Origin of the sequence: Mesorhizobium sp. M7A.F.Ca.MR.245.00.0.0 (assembly GCF_003997415.1) — a bacterium.
Lineage (GTDB): Bacteria > Pseudomonadota > Alphaproteobacteria > Rhizobiales > Rhizobiaceae > Mesorhizobium.
In genome coordinates this window covers 62,799-81,341 of the sequence record NZ_RZTE01000019.1, presented here as the reverse complement: position 1 = coordinate 81,341, position 18,543 = coordinate 62,799, and the positions used below count along the sequence as shown (strand labels likewise).

Annotated in this window: 20 protein-coding genes; 10 read left to right on the top strand and 10 right to left on the bottom strand. The window is 60.4% G+C overall.

The genetic code is table 11. The features are described from left to right. Nucleotides 1-194 precede the first annotated feature (194 nt). From EOB80_RS19885 to EOB80_RS19865, 5 genes are read right to left on the bottom strand one after another with little or no spacing between them, the layout of a single operon-like run. Entirely contained in the window at nucleotides 195-734 is a 540-nt protein-coding gene (locus EOB80_RS19885) for a prepilin peptidase (protein ID WP_127329163.1), read from the bottom strand. 1 nt (nucleotide 735) lies between these two features. Then, nucleotides 736-1,278 (bottom strand): tetratricopeptide repeat protein, encoded by a 543-nt coding sequence (locus EOB80_RS19880; RefSeq protein ID WP_127329161.1) that lies wholly within the window; start codon nucleotides 1,276-1,278, stop codon nucleotides 736-738. 54 nt (nucleotides 1,279-1,332) lie between these two features. Continuing rightward, on the bottom strand, nucleotides 1,333-2,289 hold the full coding sequence (locus EOB80_RS19875; protein ID WP_164762674.1) for a type II secretion system F family protein: 957 nt from the start codon (nucleotides 2,287-2,289) through the stop codon (nucleotides 1,333-1,335). Between the two features lie 10 nt (nucleotides 2,290-2,299). Next, on the bottom strand, nucleotides 2,300-3,271 hold the full coding sequence (locus tag EOB80_RS19870) for a type II secretion system F family protein (protein WP_127329157.1): 972 nt from the start codon (nucleotides 3,269-3,271) through the stop codon (nucleotides 2,300-2,302). After that, on the bottom strand, nucleotides 3,271-4,659 hold the full coding sequence (locus tag EOB80_RS19865; protein WP_127329155.1) for a CpaF family protein: 1,389 nt from the start codon (nucleotides 4,657-4,659) through the stop codon (nucleotides 3,271-3,273). Before EOB80_RS19865 ends, EOB80_RS19870 begins: the two co-directional genes overlap by 1 nt. A gap of 531 nt (nucleotides 4,660-5,190) precedes the next feature. On the opposite strand from EOB80_RS19865, the gene EOB80_RS19860 reads away from it, so the two are divergent. The 10 genes from EOB80_RS19860 (at nucleotide 5,191) to EOB80_RS19815 (ending at nucleotide 13,370) form a co-directional block, all read left to right on the top strand. After that, nucleotides 5,191-5,412, top strand: a complete 222-nt coding sequence (locus EOB80_RS19860) for a Flp family type IVb pilin (protein ID WP_127329153.1) — start codon at nucleotides 5,191-5,193, stop codon at nucleotides 5,410-5,412. Between the two features lie 96 nt (nucleotides 5,413-5,508). Beyond that, on the top strand, nucleotides 5,509-6,543 hold the full coding sequence (gene cpaB / locus EOB80_RS19855) for a Flp pilus assembly protein CpaB (protein ID WP_127329151.1): 1,035 nt from the start codon (nucleotides 5,509-5,511) through the stop codon (nucleotides 6,541-6,543). Between the two features lie 54 nt (nucleotides 6,544-6,597). Next, on the top strand, nucleotides 6,598-8,046 hold the full coding sequence (locus EOB80_RS19850) for a type II and III secretion system protein family protein (RefSeq protein WP_127329149.1): 1,449 nt from the start codon (nucleotides 6,598-6,600) through the stop codon (nucleotides 8,044-8,046). A gap of 4 nt (nucleotides 8,047-8,050) precedes the next feature. Next, nucleotides 8,051-8,320, top strand: coding sequence for a hypothetical protein (locus EOB80_RS19845; protein ID WP_245466394.1), 270 nt, complete (start codon nucleotides 8,051-8,053; stop codon nucleotides 8,318-8,320). Between the two features lie 71 nt (nucleotides 8,321-8,391). Then, the gene (locus EOB80_RS19840; protein WP_127329145.1) at nucleotides 8,392-9,930 is read left to right on the top strand and encodes a pilus assembly protein TadG-related protein; all 1,539 of its coding nucleotides are present in this window, start codon (nucleotides 8,392-8,394) and stop codon (nucleotides 9,928-9,930) included. Nucleotides 9,931-9,937: 7 nt separating this feature from the next. Continuing rightward, nucleotides 9,938-10,429 (top strand): TadE/TadG family type IV pilus assembly protein, encoded by a 492-nt coding sequence (locus tag EOB80_RS19835; protein ID WP_127329143.1) that lies wholly within the window; start codon nucleotides 9,938-9,940, stop codon nucleotides 10,427-10,429. Beyond that, entirely contained in the window at nucleotides 10,423-11,055 is a 633-nt protein-coding gene (locus tag EOB80_RS19830; protein WP_127329141.1) for a TadE/TadG family type IV pilus assembly protein, read from the top strand. Before EOB80_RS19835 ends, EOB80_RS19830 begins: the two co-directional genes overlap by 7 nt. Next, nucleotides 11,052-12,215 (top strand): AAA family ATPase, encoded by a 1,164-nt coding sequence (locus tag EOB80_RS19825; protein ID WP_127329139.1) that lies wholly within the window; start codon nucleotides 11,052-11,054, stop codon nucleotides 12,213-12,215. The genes EOB80_RS19830 and EOB80_RS19825 overlap by 4 nt, the downstream gene beginning before the upstream one ends. After that, nucleotides 12,199-12,786, top strand: a complete 588-nt coding sequence (locus tag EOB80_RS19820; protein WP_127329137.1) for a L,D-transpeptidase — start codon at nucleotides 12,199-12,201, stop codon at nucleotides 12,784-12,786. The genes EOB80_RS19825 and EOB80_RS19820 overlap by 17 nt, the downstream gene beginning before the upstream one ends. Further along, nucleotides 12,783-13,370 (top strand): hypothetical protein, encoded by a 588-nt coding sequence (locus tag EOB80_RS19815; RefSeq protein WP_127329135.1) that lies wholly within the window; start codon nucleotides 12,783-12,785, stop codon nucleotides 13,368-13,370. Before EOB80_RS19820 ends, EOB80_RS19815 begins: the two co-directional genes overlap by 4 nt. 11 nt (nucleotides 13,371-13,381) lie before the next feature. Here the strand turns inward: EOB80_RS19815 and EOB80_RS19810 are convergent, their stop codons facing one another. The 5 genes from EOB80_RS19810 to EOB80_RS19790 all read right to left on the bottom strand — a co-directional run bounded on the left by EOB80_RS19810 (nucleotide 13,382) and on the right by EOB80_RS19790 (nucleotide 18,397). After that, a complete protein-coding gene (locus EOB80_RS19810) occupies nucleotides 13,382-13,915 on the bottom strand; it encodes a hypothetical protein (protein ID WP_127329133.1) in 534 nt (177 codons plus the stop codon). Nucleotides 13,916-13,975: 60 nt separating this feature from the next. Further along, nucleotides 13,976-14,890: a sugar ABC transporter permease gene (locus tag EOB80_RS19805; protein WP_127329131.1), complete on the bottom strand. Its 915-nt coding sequence runs from the start codon at nucleotides 14,888-14,890 to the stop codon at nucleotides 13,976-13,978. 113 nt (nucleotides 14,891-15,003) lie between these two features. Next, a complete protein-coding gene (locus EOB80_RS19800) occupies nucleotides 15,004-16,299 on the bottom strand; it encodes a sugar ABC transporter substrate-binding protein (RefSeq protein ID WP_127329129.1) in 1,296 nt (431 codons plus the stop codon). A 95-nt stretch (nucleotides 16,300-16,394) separates the two neighbouring features. Continuing rightward, nucleotides 16,395-17,225 carry a carbohydrate ABC transporter permease gene (locus EOB80_RS19795; RefSeq protein WP_013530271.1) on the bottom strand — a complete coding sequence of 277 codons (831 nt, stop codon included), beginning with the start codon at nucleotides 17,223-17,225 and terminating at the stop codon, nucleotides 16,395-16,397. Continuing rightward, entirely contained in the window at nucleotides 17,222-18,397 is a 1,176-nt protein-coding gene (locus EOB80_RS19790) for an ABC transporter ATP-binding protein (protein ID WP_127329127.1), read from the bottom strand. The genes EOB80_RS19795 and EOB80_RS19790 overlap by 4 nt, the downstream gene beginning before the upstream one ends. Nucleotides 18,398-18,543 lie beyond the last annotated feature (146 nt).

Sequence of the window (18,543 nt, the reverse complement as noted above, 5' to 3'; positions counted from 1 at the left end):
CGGTCTGTCGACAATTGCGGCAAACGGGACTGCCACTGCGCCAACGATCAATCCAGCCGCCAGCCAATTCATTGCCAATCGATAATTGGGTATCATTTTCAAGCGCCCCATTTGCGCATAGAATGCCTGCCGCCCCGTTAAGCAAAGCTTACATCGTTGTGATTGCGTTTCTGACGATGCAACGGCTGTCGAGGTCAATTGAGCTGATTCAGAATTCCGGAACCGCTCGCCAGCATCAGATTTTGATAGATCAGGACCGCCATCGTACAGATCGCGGCCAGTGAGATCGGCACGCCGAATGGCACCACGCCCTTGCGATCCAGATGCTGGACAATGAGCCGAAAGGCACCCGCGGGCAGCAGGAACGGCTTTTTCACGATCGCCGCGGTGGCCAAAGCGAGGACCAGAAGCAGCACCGAAAACATCGCGAAATCGCGTCCGCCAATCAGGAATGGCACCACCGCCAGCAGCTTGACATCGCCGGCTCCGATCTTGCGCAGGGCCCAGAATGGGAGCAGTGCGACAAACAGCAGAAGCCCGGCACCGGCACTTAGCCCCATGTCCAACCACGATCCGGATTGGATCGACAGCAGTATCAGGCTCCCGGCCCCCAAACAGAGAAGCAACAGCACGTCGCGGTTGGCGATCTTCTGGGTGGTGAAATCGATCCAGGCAATCCTTGCCAGCAGAGGGATTGCGAGCGCCTTCAGCAGCAGTGCTTCGACGAGCAGCATGCTAGCGCTCGACGTTCTGCACGCTGGACGACAAAAGCTTCAGATTGTTGGCGACGGTCGGGTCGTTGGGCGCCAGCTCGTAAGCCTTGAGGAAGTTCGAGCGGGCATCCTGCAGCTTGCCGCGCAGCAGGTAGGAATAGCCGACATTGTTGTAATATTCGGGCGTCGCGCCGACCAACTTGAAGGCCCTGGCATAGGCCTTGTCGGAAAGGTCGAAACGGTGGATCCGGTCGGTGCAGGCGGCCAGTCCCATCCAGGCGTTGCCATCATTGGGCGCCAGCTGCGTCGCCTTGAAGAACAGCGCGCCGGCATTGCCGTAATTCTCGGCGCGGAACTGGTTCTTGGCTTCGGCAACGGCCTGGTCCGAGGCATAATATTCGACGTCGCTGACCGTTTTCAGCCCATCGAAAGCATCGCCAAAAGACGTCACGTCGCCCTTCGACGGCTCGTTGGTGCGAACGACCCCGTCGGTTGTGTCCGCCGTCTGGCAGCCGGCAAGCACCGCCATGAGCAGACAGGCCGCAGCCGCGATAGACCTATTCATCAATGTGTCCCCTTGGGGTCCCCGACTCACATTAGGACCGAATGATATACCAAACTAGAAGAAAATGCCCTTCATGCGAATGATGACCGGCAACATGATGACCATCAGCACGACCGGGAAGATGCAGAGGCCCAGCGGGATCATCATCTTGACGGGCAGTGAGTTGGCTTTCTCTTCTGCTGTCAGAATTCTCTGTCCTCGCATTTCTTCGCTGTAGACGCGCAACGCATCCGTCAAGCTGGTGCCCAACTCTTCGGATTGGCGGAACAGCACGGCCAGCGCCCTTGCTTCTTCAAGCCCAATGCGATCTGCGAGTTCACGCAGCGCCTCGCGCAAAGGCTTTCCCGCGCGCAGTTGCAGGTTCATGATGGCAAGCTGAATGCCAAGCCATTTGTGCGTAGCGGCCAGTTCCGAACCAACGCGCTCGACTGCAGCCTCAAGGCTCATGCCTGCGTCGGCGCAAGTGATCATCATGTCCATGAAGTCCGGGAACCCACGGCGATAGGTTTCTTTTTGAGCATTTTCGAAACGGTCGAGGAGAATACTCGGAATCACAATGCATCCCAACCCCAGCAGGACTGAACCGGCAAGCGCGAAGAAACCCGGCAGATGCGGTGGCAACACTCGTGGCAGAAACGCGTATGCAGCTAAAAATCCCACACATACCGCGCCAAGTCGCGATAGGGTGTAGATCAATGGAGCGTTCGTCTGATAGAAGCCGGCGCGAAATAGCTTCGCTTCAAGTGCGCTCGGCTCTTCCCGCTCCTTCTCCATCGTTCGAAAGTATGCATCTACCGGGCGCTGCGCCGCGATCTTGGCCAACTGTTCCTGCCCCGCCAGTGAGCGAGGGTCGACCACACCTTCGGCTATGAGGCTTTGCGCGACCAGCTTTCGCGTCTGCAAGGCTGGCAAGAAGACCAGCGCGCCAAACAGGAAAAGGGCCACCGCTGCCACGAAAACGGCGGTGGAAACCAGAAAGCTTAGGTCGTTGGTAATGGAAAGCAAATTGATCGTACGCTCCTCAAAAGTCGAAGTTGACCATTCGATACATGATGTAGTCGCCTAGCAGAGCCCATAGGCCAAAGCCCAAAAATACCGGCATAATCATCGGATCGTGCCAAACCTTGCCGTAGTAGGTTGGAGCCGTGATCTGAAGGATCAAGAACATTACGATTGGAAACAAGGAGATGATCCAGGCCGAGACACGCCCCTCGGACGAAAGGGCTCTGATCTTCATACGCAACTTCTGCCGCTCACGTAGAACCGAGGAAAGATTGGCCAGGATTTCTGTGAGATTGCCGCCGGTCTTGGACTGTATGGAGAGCGATATAGAAAGCAGGTGAAGGCCCTCGAACCCCACACGCTGAGACAGTTTCCGCACGGCTTGTTCGATACTGAGACCAAAGGTGATTTCATCGGAGACGATGCCGAATTCCGTTCCCAGGGGATCAGGCATCTCGCGCGCAACTAGCCCAACCGCCACCGAGGCTGGATGGCCGGCGCGCAGCGAGCGCACGATCATGTCGAGGGCATTCGGGAGTTGCTTGGCGAATTTCTGGATCCGCTTATTGCGAGCGCGGCGCAGCAAAACAAGAGGCAACACAAACCCTACAATCAAAAATACAATGAGCGCCAGCACAGCAGAGAAGCTCAGCAGAAGCGACAGCAGCAGCGCTAGCACTAACCCGGCACAGACGAATATGCCGGCAAAAGTGAGCGGGTTTCCTGTGATGCCGGACTGGGTATAGAGCCTGTTCAGCCCGATCATCCCAGAAATAAAGTCACCGGATTCCGTCAGACCTCGCTCGCGCAGCAGGTTTTGTAAAGTTCGCTCAGCCGGAACTTCATCGGACAGCCGCTTCAGGCGGCGATTGATGGCGCCAACCGCCGCTCGCCGCCCGGCAAAGGAAAGATACAGCGCCTCGCCAGCGAGAATGACCGACGCTGCCGCAAGTGCATAGATAAAATAGAGCAGTTCCTGGCCGGTGAGCATCAGAGGGCAACCTGCGGGTTGAAGGCGTCCTTGGCGAAATGGTGCCCTAGCGTTGCCGCCTCCGTTGCAAATCTCGGCCTCACGCCTGTGGCACGAAAATCGCCGATAATCGTACCGTCTGCGGCGACGTCGCGCCGGACGAAATGGTAGATCTCCTGGAGTTGCACGACATTGCCCTCCATTCCGGTGATTTCCGAGATCGATGTCACCCGCCTGCCGCCGTCCGAGAGCCGTTGTGTCTGAACGATGATATCGATGGCCGAGGCGATCTGCGCCCGAATGGACTCATGTGTCATCGGCAGGCCGGCCATGCCGACCATCTGCTCCAGCCGCGAGATCGCATCGCGCGGCGTGTTGGCGTGGATGGTGGTCATTGAGCCCTCGTGACCTGTGTTCATTGCCTGCAGCATGTCGAAGGCTTCCTCGCCGCGCACCTCGCCGACGATGATGCGGTCGGGACGCATGCGCAGCGCGTTCTTGACCAGCTCACGCTGGCGAACCTCACCTTTCCCTTCGACACTGGGCGGGCGTGTCTCCAGCCTGCCGACATGCGGCTGCTGCAATTGCAGTTCCGCCGCATCCTCGATGGTAATCAGGCGTTCCCTGGAGGGGATGTAACTCGACAGCGCATTGAGCAGGGTGGTCTTGCCGCTGCCGGTGCCGCCGGAAACCAGGATCGACTTGCGCGCCTGCACAGCTATGCGCAGCATGTCGATCATCGGCTGCTTGATCGAGTTCATTGCCATCAGGCGTTCGAGCGAATAGGGATTTTTGGAGAACTTGCGGATCGAGACCAGCGGGCCGTCAACCGATATCGGCCGAACCGCGATATTGACGCGTGACCCGTCTTCCAACCGGGCATCGACCATCGGCGACGATTCATCGACGCGGCGACCAATGGCGGAGACGATCTTGTTGATGATGCGCAGCAGATGCGCCTCGTCACGAAAACGGATTGCAGTCTCTTCAACCAGGCCACGTCGCTCGATGAAGACGCGCTTGTGGGTGTTGATGAGGATGTCGGTAATGGTGTCGTCCTTGAGCAACGGTTCGATCGGACCAAGGCCCAGCATCTCGTCGGCGGTGTCGCCGGTCAGTTGATCCAGCTCGCGTGCATTCAGAGGCACGTTCCGATTGCGAACGAATTCGCGCACGATCGGACGGATCTCATTCAGGATCTCATCCTTGGAGGCACTTTCAAGAGCGGTCAGGTTAAACCGATCGATCAAATGACGATGAAGCTCGACCTTAAGCGTCAGGAAATCGTCGCCATGCGATTCAATGTCAGCGGCTGGCGAGAGGGCCGGAGCAACAGGTAGCACAGCCAGCGGCTCGACCTTTGGCGCTGCCTGCTGCTCGCTTGGACCCTTGATGAACCGCCCCAGCATAGTCGCTTATACTCCCCTTAGTCCCTCATTAGCGGAAACTAACTGTTAACCACGGGAGGCACAAGCGTCCAGGTGGCTGTCGTACCCTCAATACTTTCTACATAGTTAAGATCAGAAGCCTGTAATAACGGCCTTATTTGGTGCGGCTGCCGGTTCGCGATCAGGGCGTCGGCATCGCTTCCCAGACTCGTCCGACTTTGGGGACACAACCGCCCGGAAGACACCGCTAAACCCTTAGATATAAAGGAATATGCATTCTTACTAATGCTTCCTCAATCCTGCCACATCCGCGGCCAAATTGTGAACGAATGGTTAAGGCGCTTGAAAAATGAAAGGAATCAAGCTGTTGATTACATCCGGAACTGTAATATTCTTTCCGAATCATGTACATGAAAGTTAAGGGACCCTTAATCTCGTTTGACTCTGCGTTTTCTCGAGACCTAGGATCGAGATGACGGGGGATGCTTGGGTATGGAGTTCATCACCTAGCTCTGTCTCGTCGGGTTCAAACCTCCAAAGGGAGAAATTGACATGAAGAAGCTCATGACGATGACCCGGCAGTTCCGCGACGACGAAAACGGCGCTGCTATGGTCGAATACTCTATCCTGGTCGGCATTATCGCTGCGGCATCGCTGCTGGCAATCCTCGCGATCGGCGGTTGGGTTGGCGCTCAGTTCACCGGTCTCTGCGCCAATCTGGACGGCTCCGGCGTCAGTGCGACTGGCTCCGGCACGGGCGCTTGCTCTCCGTAACCATACTCCTGGGTCGAGATCACTCGGTCTCGACCCAGTTTTCTGCATTGAGAAGAAACTAGCATCGCCCTTGGGGGGGCGATTTGGGGTGGGAAGATGCGCGCCAATACTCTCATCATGATTGTCCTCGCCGGCGTGTTCGGCGTGCTTGCGGTAGTGCTTGCCAACATCTGGCTGGCCAGTCAGCGCAATGCGATGGCGCAGTCGAATGGCACGCAGCGCGACACGGTCGTGGTGGCGGCGGTGCCACTGAAATTCGGCGACACGCTGAGCGCCGACAAGCTGCGGGAAATTCCCTGGCCGGCAGGCGCCATACCGGCAGGCGCGTTCAAGACGACGAAGGATGCCCTGGCCGGCGAAGGCACCAGGCAGGCGCTGCAGGCGATCAGTGTCAATGAACCGATCCTTGCCGCCAAGATCACGGGCCCTGGCCAGCGCGCCACGCTTTCGGCAGTGCTCGGCGACGGAATGAAAGCTGTTTCCATCCGGGTCAATGATGTTCTCGGCGTTGCCGGCTTCGTCTTCCCGGGCGACCGGGTAGACATACTTCTAACGCGTACCGCGCGCGGCGACGATGGGGCGGACAGGAGTTTTGTCGATGTGCTGCTGCAGAGCATGAAGGTGCTCGCCATCGACCAGGTGGCCGATGTGAGCAAGGACAGCCCCACTGTCGTCAAATCAGTGACGCTCGAAGCCAGTACCAAGGATGCGCAGAAGCTGACGCTGGCGGCAGGGGCGGGCCAGTTGTCGCTGGCGCTGCGCCAGGCCGCCGCCAGCAAGGGCGAGATGACCGAACGGGTGACACTTTCCGACCTGACCAGCGAAACGCCAGCCGATGTCGCCGCCAGGCAGGCGGAGCTCGACAAGAAGGCAGCAGCGGAAGCCGAGGCTGCCGCCGAGCGAAAGCGCGCCGAGGACAGGATCGCCGGTTTGACCCAGGCCGTGGAAAAAGTGGGAAGCCGCCTCGACGAGCTGGGCAAGGTAAAGCCGGCTCCAGCCGTGGTGGCGGCACCGCAGCCGGTCGTCAAGGAAGAGGTCAAATACGTGCCCCCCGCGCCACCGGCGCGGGCAACGGTCGGTGTATTCCGGGGCGTCAAGCTCGAGACATATGACGTGCCGCGACAACCATGATAAGGTGCGGCTAATAAAACGGGGCTGCCACCGGCAGTAACTGGGGAGACGGGGATGCAGGGGTCTTGGTTGAGGATGGCGGTGGCGGCCGCGTTGCCTTGTCTGGCAGCGCTGCTGCTGTCCGGCCTGGCGGCCGATGCGGCCGACCGTTTCATCGACGTGTCGACCCCTAGCGTCCATCGCGTTTTCCTGCCGATGTCGCAATCGGTGACAATCCAGGTGAGTGCAAATCTGGGCGATATCGTCGTCGGCGACGAGAAGATCGCCGATGCACAGCCAATGACCGACCGTACGCTCTATGTCATCGGCAAGGGCGCCGGCACCACCACTGTCAATCTGTTTTCCACGGACAAGCGTTCGCTTGGCGCCCTCCAGATCGAGGTCGGCGTCGATGTCAGCGACATGGCGCAGGCGATCCGCCAGGTGGCGCCGAAGTCGCGCATCGAAATCGGCTCAGTCAATGGCAAGGTCAGGCTTGGCGGCCATGTCAAGGATGGCGCCACGCTGGCAGCGATCCTGGAAGTGGCACAGCAGTATGGGCCCGACGCAATCATCAACTCCGTCATCGTCGACGACAGCCAGCAGGTCAATCTCGAAGTGCGCGTGCTGGAAGCCAAGCGGAATGCCGGCCGCGATCTCGGCGTGTCGATCAGGAGCACCAACGGCAATGGCACAACCCGTACCGGTACCGGGGTTGCTGCCGTTGACGAGGACAATGTCGTGCTCGGACCGGGGGGGCTGCTTAGTGGCCTGCTGTCGAACACCAATCCTTTCGCAGCGCTGATCACGCGCGTCATCGACAGCAACATCAAGGTCGACCTGATCATCGAAGCGCTGGAAGCCAAGGGCGTTGTGCGCACCCTGGCGAACCCAAATCTCACGACCTTGTCCGGGGAGCCGGCCAGCTTCAACGCCGGCGGCGAAGTGCCCATCCGTGTCGTCGGCAATGATGGTCAGGTAACCGTCACGTACAAGCAATTCGGCGTCAATCTGCTGTTCACGCCGGTCGTACTCGACGACGGCAAGATTCATATGAAGCTGGCGCCGGAGGTCAGCGACCTGACCGGCTTCACCACCGCGGGCGACCCGATCTTCACCAACCGCAAACTCGACACCGTCGTCGAATTGCGCGACGGCCAGAGCTTCGCTGTCGGCGGGCTTCTGTCCAGCAAGACCACCAAGCTGCAGGAGCAGGTGCCGTGGCTTGGCCAGGTGCCGGTTATCGGCACGCTGTTCCGGAATTCGAGCAACCAGAAGGAAGAGACCGAGCTGGTGGTCATCGTCACACCGCACATCGTGCGGCCGGTGAAGCCCGGCGAGCAGCTGGCGACGCCGTTCGACAAGACACGGCCTGCCAACGATCCTGAATTCTTCGTGCTCGGCCAGCTTGAAGTGACCAAGGACATGGTTCGCAAATATGAACTGGGCGAAGGCGTAACCGGCCCCTATGGCCACATGCTCGACTTCAAATCGAAGGACAAGATGCTCTATGTCAAGAAATAGCGCCTTGATCCTCCTCCTGTGCGCCAGCGCGCTGTCGGGCTGCGCCGCGGACTATCTGAACCACTATGATTCGGTGACCCTGGCCGCCGGCGACTCGCAGAAATTCAATTCGATGCTGCAGACGGTCGATCCGCTCAATCCGAACGCAAGGAATACGAAGATCGAAGGCGACGGCGCGCGCGCCGCCGCCGTTGCTCAGGGGTACAAATATCCACCGCCACCACCACCGCCACCGGCCATCACGGTCAATGTCGGCGGTGCAAAAACGCAGTGAACTGAACGGAAGGATGCGGAGGGCGCCGGGCATGCGAGGGGCTCTGGCGCAGGAAAGCAGAGAGTAAGGTCATGTTGGGGACCATTCGTGCCTTCTGGAACGATCAACGCGGCGTCGCGATGATTCTCGTGGCTATCATGCTGCCGGTGCTTATCGGCTTCGCCGTTCTGGCCATCGATATGAGCCGGGCCAACGGACTGCACAACGATCTGCAGAAAGGTGTCGATGCGCTTGCGCTCGCGACCGCTGCGGAACTGGATGGTAGAGCAGATTCGATCACGCGCGCCAACTTGGCGAAGACCACCCTACTCACCAACAAAACCAAGTTTTCGACATCTGACGATCCTACCTCTCACGACCACACGCTCGCAGTGGCTGATGTGACCGTCACATATCTGACCGGAATACCTGCCGACGACAGCATCACTTTGAGTGCCGCCGGTGTCGACGCCAATGGTGTCAACTGGGCAAGCACCGACCCTAAAGCGGTGACATTCTCCCTGGTGACAGTGAACGCTTCTGGCTTGGCGGACGGTGCCGGTGCTTTTGCGACAATCTTTCCGGCTAGCTTTATCGGCAGTAAGGACACCTTCGATATCCAGCCACAGGCTGTGGCAGGGTTCGTTCAGTCGATCTGCGAAACCGTGCCGCTTTTCATGTGCAACCCGTTCGAAACGACCGACCCGTTGACCAGCAAGACGATCCAGCAGGCCTTTGCATCAGGGGATACTTACAGCCGCGAGGTTCAGATCCTGAAGGTCAATGCCGGTGAAAACCCAGGCCCTGGGAACTTTGGACTGCTCGACAACAATCTAACCTCGCTGCGTGACGCCATAGCGATGGGAACGGCAGGCACTTGCTACAACCGAAACGCCATCACTACGAAAACCGGCGTCACCTTGGGTCAGGTCAATACTGGGCTAAACACCCGGTTCGCCATCTACAGCGGTTCACTGAACAGCCAGGACAAGAATTTCGCGTATCGGCCCTCGACGAATGTTCGGAAGGGGCAAAAGAGCAACATGTGCAACAAGTATTCTCCCGTCTCCGATGGGTCGGCGTTACCTCTTCCTCCCGGTGCCAATTATACAAAAGGAAAGTCGGACAAGATCACCAGCCAGGGCTTTTGGAGCGCATACTGGCTTGCCAACCACAAAACCAATTACGTGAACGTCCCTTCGAAAACCAACCCCACTGGGGTTACGAGTGAGCCAGCCTCCCGCTACGACGTGTACAGATACGAAATCGACCACCCCGGTCTGGTAGAAGACCAGTCGAACAATCCGACCAAGGAGGTCGGCACACCACAATGCTATAAGGGCAGCCAGGCTCCGACCGATAGCCCAGACCGGCGTCTCCTAAACATGGCGATCATCGACTGCATCGCGAACACTGCCAAGATCAATGGTCATGTCCAGATTAAACCGGACGGCTATGCCAGCGTGTTCGTCAACACTCCGATTGCGAAGCAGGACAACAGCAAGGACGATGAGGATTCCACGGCCGGCGAAAAGCCTATCAGCCTGGAGATCGTCGACGTCGACGGAGGGTTTGCCAACAACACCCTTGTAGACAAAGCATTTCGAAACGAAGCCCAATTGTATCGGTAGAGTCGACATGACCAGATTGGGTAGAATCATCCAGCGGTTCCAGAGCGACCAAGGTGGCGCCGCCTTGGTAGAAGTCGCCATCACCGTTCCCTTGGTGCTGCTGCTGTCAGCGGGAGTCTTTGAATTCTCAAACATCTTGAATACGCGCCTACTGCTCTCGGCGGGTGTGGAAGATGCGGCGCGCTATATGGCGCGCTGCAGCGACAGCACCTGGAACAATTGTGTCGCGTTGGGAAAGAACCTCGCAGTGAATGGCGCCGTCACCGGCGGCAGCGCCAGGGTCACCGGATGGACCACGGCAGAAATCACTGTAGGCAAGACCTCCACTGCGGCGGTCGACGGCAGTGGAACACAGCTTTACCTGAGCAGCACCGGCACGGTTGATGTCGTTCAAGTCAGCACTGCGCTGCCTTACAGCGGCGTCGTTTTTTGGGATTTCCTAGGTTTTGGAACGATCGACATCACCGCATCGCATCAGGAGCGTGTCGTCGGATGGTGATGGCAAGGAAATTCGGCTCGGACCTGTCTGGGACAACAATGGTCGAAATGGCCATTGCAATGCCACTGCTATTAACGCTTCTGCTCGGGTTCGTCGATTTCGGCTACGCCTTCTATCAATGGAACGCTGGAAACAAGGCGGTGCAAGCCGGCGCAAGACTTGCGCAGATTTCTACTCCTGTCGCTATCGGGCTTCCCTCTGAGGCGCTGACGCAGAGCGATGTCACTAAAGTGGGGACTGCGGTGCCGGCCGGCACGTATGATTATCTATGCACGGCAAGTGCAGCAGGCGTCGCTTGCTGCAGTATCGGTGGAGGCCTTTGCAAGCCCGAGAACGCGAACCAGGCCGCGTTCGATGCGATCTATGACGGCACCGCCCACCGAGCCGGAATGCTTGACTTCCTGCCTATGCTGGAGAAATCGCAGGTGCGGATCGAATACGCCGCGTCAGGTCTCGGCTATTGGACGCGGCCCGAGGGGCCGGTGCCGACCATTACAGTCAGCATCACCAATCATCCCTTCCAGTTCTTCTTTCTGGCCGGATTTCTCGGATTCGGAACCATCACCATGCCCTCCATGCTGAGCACGGTCACGGGCGAAGACATGAAAAGCACGTACACGCCATGAATGCCATCAGCACCAAGGTTACCCCGACCAAGCGCAAGCAGGTGGCGCTGTTTTCGTCGGATCCGAATTTCAAGCGCGAGGTGGCGACGCGGCTCGATGCGCTGGCGATCTATGATGTCAGGGTTTCCGAGACGAGCGACTTCCTCAAGGGGCCGCCGGCCGATACGCGGCCGGGCATCGTCATCCTCGATCTCGGCAATGGCGAGCTGCTCGGCAGGGCCGGCATCGTCGAGGCGCGCGCGCTGTGGGCCAGCGTGCCGCTGATCGCGGTTTCCGACGAGCTGAGCTCGGAGCAGACGCGCGTTTTGGTGCGCATGAACGCCTCGGACTGGCTGCACAAGCCGCTCGACGGCAAGGAGCTGCTCAATGCGGTGACCTTCCACGACACCGGCAACCAGGGAACGAAGAGCCGGATAATCACCTTCATCAGCGCCAGCGGCGGCGCCGGCGCCACGACGCTGGCGCTGTCGGCGGCCGAATTCCTGGCGTCGAAATCGGCGGAGCGCGCGGCGTCCACCTGTCTCGTCGACCTCGATTTCCAGAGCGCCAATTGCGGCGCCTATCTCAATCTGTTCAACCAGTTCGACCTTGCCGGCATCATCGGCCAGCCGGAGCGGCTCGATGTCGAGCTGATGGACGTCATCAAGCTGTCGCGCCCGTCCGGCCTCACCCTCTACGCATTCGAGCGGCCGCAACTGCCGTTCGAGCCGCATGGCAGCGATTTCGTCTTCCGGCTGCTCGACCTCGTCGCCTACCGCTTCGACGACATCGTCATCGACCTGCCCAATCTGGAAACGCCCTGGCACAATTCCGTGCTGTCGACGAGCGACGAGATCTTCATCGTCTTCGAACTCAATGTCGCGTCGCTGCGGCAAGGCAAGCGGCTCTACAAGAAAATCCGCGAGCTGCGCGGCAATGCGGTCAGCATCACGCTGGTCGCCAACAAGCACAAGCGCAAATGGTTCGGGAACCATTTTTCGCGCAGCGAGCTCGAAAAGATCTTCAAGGCGCCGCACATCAAGTCGGTCGCGCTCGACAACGCGCTCCTGACCGACGCGCTGAACAGGGCCATCCCGCCTTCCGAAGTGGATGGGCGGGCGCGCTTCAACAAGGATCTGAAGCGGATGTTCAAAGAGCGGCTCGATGACGCTGCCCGATAGATATCGGACCCCGAAGCTCGCCGGCGCCTGCGTGCTGGGCATGGCGCTGGCGCTGTCCGTCCACGACTTCGCCGAGGCGCGATCGGCGCTTTCCGAGCGGCCGCCGCTGCCGGCGATGGGACCCAGCCTGCGCAAGGCCGTTGCCTTTAGAACCGCCGAGCAGCCGGGCACGATCGTCATCCGCAAGGACGAGAAGGCGCTTTACTTGGTGACCCGCCAGGGCCAGGCGCTGCGCTACCAGATCAGCGTCGGGCGCGACGGGTTCGGCTGGACGGGCATCGTCAAGGTCGGGGCGAAGACCGAATGGCCGGAGTGGCGCCCGCCGCAGGAAATGCGCGCCCGCCAGCCGGAGCTGCCGAAAATGGTGCCCGCCGGCCCCTACAATCCGCTCGGCGCAAGGGCGCTCTACCTGTCGCGGGACGGGCGCGACACGCTCTACCGCATACACGGCACCAACGACCCGTCGGGTGTCGGCTTCGATGGGACGTCGGGCTGTTTTCGTCTCACCAACACGGATGTGATCGATCTTTTCGAACGCGTCGCGGTCGGCGCAAAGGTGGTGGTCCAATGACGATGATCAGCGAACCGGACATGCCGGCGATCGATATCGGAAACCAGGAACAGCGCGAACCGGTTGCCACCGAGAAATTCAGCAAGGCAAAGACGATCGGCGTCATCGTCGCCGGTGGCGCGCTTCTGATCACCGCGGTCAACATGGCGGCCGCGGTCTATCTCTATCGGGGCATGAGCGACCTGCGTTTCGTCGAGGCGCGGCTGGAGCAGCTCGGCGCGTTCGAGCAGCGGATCGCGGCCCGGCTCGACACGGTCAACAACGGTTTTCAGAGCCGGTTCGAGAAACTGGACAGCCAGTTGCAAGGCAGCTTCAACGAGATCGATGCCGGCATTGCCCGGCTGGGGCAGACTATGCCGGTTGCTGGCGGCGAGGCCATGCCGGGTGCGGAAGAACCGTCCGAGATCGCCACCAGCACGCTGACGCAAGCACCCGAAGCGCTCGACGGCGAGAGCGAACCCGGCGTCATCGAAGCGCCCGCACCCAGGAGGAGAATCGCGTCGGCCTCGCCCCCTGCCCCAAGCTCCAACTACCAGCGCATCCAGCAGCCCGACGGCAAGGTCTATTATCGCCGGATCAACTAGACGCCATTGCTCTAGAGATCGCGCTGCAGCGCCAGGATGCGGATGGCCCGGACGGACCGCTCCCGCGCCTCGGTGAGGAAGGCGATGTGGCAGTAGGCACAGGCCACGATGCCCAAAAGCAGCACCAGGCTGTTCTTCAAGGTGAAATCGACGGCCAGCGAATACGGAAGACCCTTGGGCGAGGTGAATTCGGCAATCGTGCTTGCCGTTTCCGAATGGCTGCCGACGGCGATCATCAGGCCAGCGAAAATCAAGGCGACATGGTTGGCGAGGAACGAGGATGCCGACCTTTTGGCGTGGCACGCCACCCAGCAGACGATCGCTGCCGCGGCAAGAATGACGGCGTCGATAACCATGGAGCCGCCCAGCCAGACATCGACCTGCTGCCAAAGCACCGTCGACAGTGGGCGCAGTTCAAGCCATAGCCACCATGCGGTGGGGCTGGCCGGATAGGCGCCCAGCAACAAGGTCGCCATGCGCTCCCCTGCCAGGACCGCCAGAATGAGAAACGGAAAGGCGAAAAGCAGAAGCGGCTTGCGTTTCATGTTCCCTCGACAATCTGCAAGCCAGGATAGGCCGTATAGATTGCTCAAGGCTTAACGGCCCTACTTCCGGCCCTCTCCCGATTGCGAGCGTTCGAGGACGGCAAAGAAGATCACGGTGAGCAGAAGGACGATCAGCAGCAGCACGAAGGCGGCTGCCGCGCCTTCGTTGAGCGAAAGGCCGAGAAAGGCACGGCGATAGGCAAAGAAGCTCAGGACTTCGGTCGCGTTGCCTGGCCCACCCTTGGTCAAGACATAAGGCAGATCGTAGGTCCGGAACTCGTTGATCAGCTGGATGATGATGGTGATCGCCGCGACCGGCCGAAGCATCGGCAGGGTGATGTAGAAGAATTGCTGCCAGCCGCGTGCGCCATCCACTTCAGCCGCCTCATAGGGATCTCGCGGCAAAGCGGCGAGCCCCGCGGCGAGGATCAGCACGACGAAGGACATTTGCTGCCAGATGTCGATCGCCGCCATCGTCCAGAGCGCCATGCCTGGCGTGCCTAGCCAGTCGAGGCGCGGCAGGCCGAACGTTTCCATCAGATGATTGGCGATGCCGAGATTGGGCTGGAGCAGCATGCGCCAGATCAAAGCGACGCTGATCGGCGACATCGCCATGGGAATGGTCAGAACCGCGAAATAGACCGGCTTCATCCGGACCGTCCGGTTGAGCATCAGGGCGATGCCGAGCCCGATCACGAATTCGCCGACCACCGTCACCGCCGAATAGCGCACGGTGAGCCAGAGCGCGTTCCAGAACAGATCATCGCCGATCATCGAGGCGAAATTCTTGAACCCGACAAGCGGCAGAAGCTGCGGCTTGATCAAGGTCATCGAGGAGATCGAGAGGATGCAGGCATAGGCCAGCGGAAAGCCCATCACGATCGCCAGCAGCAGCAGGCCGGGCAAGGCAAAGGCCCAGCCGGTCCGCCACTCGCGGCCACGGGCAGCCCATCCTTTCTTGATCGCATTGTGCATCGTGGCCGAGCCTTGGTCGGGGTGGCGTTGCTGATCTCGTCAATATCCGGGGTCTGGACAAGATCCGGCGCGGCTGACACCGCCGCGCCGAATCTCCTTGCCAAGCCGGACCGCTATTTGTCGAGGAGCCCCTGCAGGCCGTCGGAAGCCGCCTTCAGCGCTGCCTCCGAAGTCGCCTGGCCGCCAGCCGCCAGCGACAGCTGGGTACCGAGCAGATCCTCGTATTGCGCCGAATAGGTGAAGATCGGGAACGACTTGCCGGTCGCCACCACATCCTCGGCGGTCTTGTAGAAGGGATATTTCGCCAGCACCGCCGCATCGGCATAGACATCGCTGCGCACGGGTGCGTGGCCCTCGAGCGCGCGCTTCACCGAAACTTCCTTGCTCTGCACCCACTGGATGAAGGTCCAGGCGGCTTCCTGCTCTTCCGGCGTCGTGTTCTTGGGAATGCCCCAGCCCCAACCGCCGCTTTCGCCATGGCCACCCGGCATCACCGACAGGCCGACCTTGCCGGCGACCGTCGGACACTTCACGGCATCGTCCATCTGCGGCAGCATCCACCAATAGGTGACCATGCTGAAGGCGGAACCGCTGCACATCAGGCGCATGGTGTCATCGAGTGTCGCCGATATGGCACCCTGCTGGGCGCCATGCTGGATGTTGTCGACATACAGATCGAGCGCCTTCTTGGCCTCTGCCGTGTCGAGGCTCGCCTTGCCGTCGGCATTGAGATAGCTGCCGCCGGCGGAGAACAGGTAGTTGGAGAATTCCATGCTGTTGGGATCGCCGCGCTGGCCCTGCATCGCGGCTCCGGCGACGCCGGCATTGGCCTTCATGAATTTGGAAATCGCCACATAGTCTTCGAGCGTCGTCGGCAAAGCGAGTTCCTTGCCGGTTGCCGTCTTGTAGGCGGCCTTGAGCTTCTCGTCGCCGATCAGGTCCGTGCGGTAGAGGAGGCCCATCGAGTAGTTGTACATGGGCACCAGGAACAGCTGGTCCTTGGTCCGGCCGAGCAGGTCAAGCGTCGAGGGGATGAAGGGGCTCAGATCGTATTTGGATTTCTCGACGAAAGGTTTCAGATCGGCGAGCCAGCCGGCCGCCGGAAATTCGCCGGCCCACAGGAAGTCGACCTCGAGCACATTGTAGTAGCTCTGCGGCGCGGTCAGCTGCGACACCAGCTTGTCGTGCATGTCGGGATAGCCGATCTTCTCGAACTCGACCTTGATGCCGGTCTGCTTCTCGAATTCGGGCAACAGCGCTTCGATGATCTTGGTTTCCGGCACGTCCTCCATCAAGGCGTGCAAGGTGATGGGCTCAGCCGCCCTGGCCGGAAGCGATGCGCTGACAACAGCTGCCCCGCTCAAGGCCGTCATCAGCATTTTGATCAAGGTCTGCTTGTTCCAAGTCATAACTCTCTACTCCTCTTTCCCTCTGGACGCGGCGGTGATCCCGCCACGATTTCATAACCGGCTAGCGAGCCATGTCGGCTCTCGGAGCGGCCGGCCTATTTCACGCTGCCGAACGTCAAGCCCTGGACGATGAAACGCTGGATGAAGCGAGACGCCACGACCAGCGGCAGGATGGCAAGGACGACGCCGGCAGAAACCTTGGCGATCTGAACGCCGTTCGAGGTCTGCAACGCGGCGAGCGCAACCGGTATGGTCGCCGTCTTCGGCCCGCTCAAAACCAGGGCAAACAAAAACTCATTCCACGCCAGGATGAAACCGAGCACGCCGGCGGCCGCGATACCGGGCATCGACACCGGCAGCACAATGCGCCAGAAGGCGCCCCAGGCGGTCGCGCCGTCGGTCATCGCCGCCCACTCCAGATCGACTGGAATGCCTTCGAAGAAGCCCATCAGGATCCAGGTCAGGAAAGGCAGGTTGAGCGCGGCATAGACGATGATCAGCCCGGTCAGCGAATTGCTGAGCTCCAGGCTTCGGAACAGCGTGAAGGTCGGCAGCACCAGCGCCACGGGCGGCAGCATTTGCGTCGCCAGAACGGCAAAACGCGCCCACCGACCGCCCGTACGGAAGCGGGCGAAGGCATAACCGGTGGTGGCGGCAAAAGGCAATGCGAGCAGAACCGAGCCGAGCGCGACGATCAGGCTGTTGAGGTAGGACTGACCGAAGCGGCTCGACAGGAGCGCCGAATAATTATCCGTCGTAAAGGCCGGCATTAGCTCGTTGCTGTAGGATAGCTGCTCGGGCACGAAGCTCGTCCGCAGCACCCAGAGCGGCGGCAGCAGCACGATGGCGCAAACGACAATCAGCCCGAAATGCAGGCCGAAGCGGCGGCGAAAGGCAGGCCGTTCGTTTCTGTCCATGCTGGTCATTGAGCGGCCCTCATGAGGCTCGGCCGCGCGATGACCAGTTCGGTTTCGGGATCAAACAGGTGCATCGGCAGCGGGTCGATGTAGAGTTCGACGATCGAGCCGACGGGCGCCGTGAAATAACGGCTCAGGCGGGCGGCGATCTCCAACGGCTTGTCGCCCCCGGCGGGGTGGGCATCGTCCGTGCCGGTGGCCTGACCGGCAATCTGGCCGATCAGGACGTTCTCGGCGCCGAGAGCCTCGACGGCCACGACCCGTACGGCAATCTTCTGCCAGTCCGGCTTGTCGGGGCTTTCATGGAAATCCTCAGCCCGCACGCCCAGAATGACGCGGCGCCCGACACGCTCGCCATAAGCGTTGCGGTGGCAGGCGGGGACGGCAAGCACGGCACCACTATCGGTCAGGACGGAGAGCCCTTCGCCAGGTGCGGCCTGAAGCGTGGCCGGAATGAGGTTCATCGGCGGCGTCGCTAGGAAGCGCGCGACGAAGGTGTTGACCGGGTCGGCATAGACTTCAAGCGGCCGGCCGGCCTGGACCAGGCGACCATCGCGCATGATGCATATGCGATCGCCCATGGTCATGGCCTCGACCTGGTCGTGCGTGACATGGACGATGGTGCGGCCGAGGCGTCGGTGCAGCTTGACGAGTTCGAGCCGCATCTCGGCACGCAGCTGCGCATCGAGGTTGGACAGCGGTTCGTCAAGCAGGAAGGCCTCCGGTTCGCGAACGATCGCCCGGCCGAGCGCGACACGCTGACGCTGGCCGCCCGAAAGCGCTGCCGGCTTGCGGCCGAGAAGATTCTGCAAACCGAGCAGGTTCGCGGCGTCGGCAATCTTGGCATCGATCACTGCGGCGTCGGTGCCGCGCATCTTCAACCCGAAGGCCATGTTCTGCCGCACCGACATATGCGGATAGAGCGCGTAGCTCTGGAACACCACTGCGACGTTGCGGTCGCGCGGCGCGACATTGGCGACGCTCTTGCCGCCGATGCGAAGATCGCCGGAGGAAATGCTCTCCAGGCCGGCAATCATCCGCAGCGTCGTCGACTTGCCGCATCCTGACGGGCCGAGAAAGATCACGAATTCGCCATCGGGAATGGTGAGATCGACCTCATGCACCCCGTAATTGCCATTGCCGTAGAGCTTGGAAACGCGATCGAGCTCGATAGACGCCATAGACTTTCCTCATGAACCCGTCTGACCCGGCTGAACGCCGAAGGCCGAAGTCGAGCGAACGGTCATCTTAGAGAACAAAATATAACATTGAAAGCCTGCCTTCTGATCATATGTGTTCACTTTTTTGGTTGGCGCGTGCCAGCATC

Excerpts from the sequence above, each read along its gene's own strand:
- EOB80_RS19865 (WP_127329155.1), bottom strand. The coding sequence starts at position 4,659 with ATGCTGGGGCGGTTCATCAAGGGTCCAAGCGAGCAGCAGGCAGCGCCA.
- EOB80_RS19835 (WP_127329143.1), top strand. The coding sequence starts at position 9,938 with ATGACCAGATTGGGTAGAATCATCCAGCGGTTCCAGAGCGACCAAGGT.
- EOB80_RS19820 (WP_127329137.1), top strand. The coding sequence starts at position 12,199 with ATGACGCTGCCCGATAGATATCGGACCCCGAAGCTCGCCGGCGCCTGC.
- EOB80_RS19860 (WP_127329153.1), top strand. The coding sequence starts at position 5,191 with ATGAAGAAGCTCATGACGATGACCCGGCAGTTCCGCGACGACGAAAAC.
- EOB80_RS19800 (WP_127329129.1), bottom strand. The coding sequence starts at position 16,299 with ATGACTTGGAACAAGCAGACCTTGATCAAAATGCTGATGACGGCCTTG.
- EOB80_RS19840 (WP_127329145.1), top strand. The coding sequence starts at position 8,392 with ATGTTGGGGACCATTCGTGCCTTCTGGAACGATCAACGCGGCGTCGCG.
- EOB80_RS19880 (WP_127329161.1), bottom strand. The coding sequence starts at position 1,278 with ATGAATAGGTCTATCGCGGCTGCGGCCTGTCTGCTCATGGCGGTGCTT.
- EOB80_RS19795 (WP_013530271.1), bottom strand. The coding sequence starts at position 17,225 with ATGACCAGCATGGACAGAAACGAACGGCCTGCCTTTCGCCGCCGCTTC.
- EOB80_RS19810 (WP_127329133.1), bottom strand. The coding sequence starts at position 13,915 with ATGAAACGCAAGCCGCTTCTGCTTTTCGCCTTTCCGTTTCTCATTCTG.
- EOB80_RS19790 (WP_127329127.1), bottom strand. The coding sequence starts at position 18,397 with ATGGCGTCTATCGAGCTCGATCGCGTTTCCAAGCTCTACGGCAATGGC.
- EOB80_RS19850 (WP_127329149.1), top strand. The coding sequence starts at position 6,598 with ATGCAGGGGTCTTGGTTGAGGATGGCGGTGGCGGCCGCGTTGCCTTGT.
- EOB80_RS19870 (WP_127329157.1), bottom strand. The coding sequence starts at position 3,271 with ATGCTCACCGGCCAGGAACTGCTCTATTTTATCTATGCACTTGCGGCA.
- EOB80_RS19815 (WP_127329135.1), top strand. The coding sequence starts at position 12,783 with ATGACGATGATCAGCGAACCGGACATGCCGGCGATCGATATCGGAAAC.
- EOB80_RS19885 (WP_127329163.1), bottom strand. The coding sequence starts at position 734 with ATGCTGCTCGTCGAAGCACTGCTGCTGAAGGCGCTCGCAATCCCTCTG.
- EOB80_RS19805 (WP_127329131.1), bottom strand. The coding sequence starts at position 14,890 with ATGCACAATGCGATCAAGAAAGGATGGGCTGCCCGTGGCCGCGAGTGG.
- EOB80_RS19825 (WP_127329139.1), top strand. The coding sequence starts at position 11,052 with ATGAATGCCATCAGCACCAAGGTTACCCCGACCAAGCGCAAGCAGGTG.
- EOB80_RS19830 (WP_127329141.1), top strand. The coding sequence starts at position 10,423 with ATGGTGATGGCAAGGAAATTCGGCTCGGACCTGTCTGGGACAACAATG.
- cpaB (WP_127329151.1), top strand. The coding sequence starts at position 5,509 with ATGCGCGCCAATACTCTCATCATGATTGTCCTCGCCGGCGTGTTCGGC.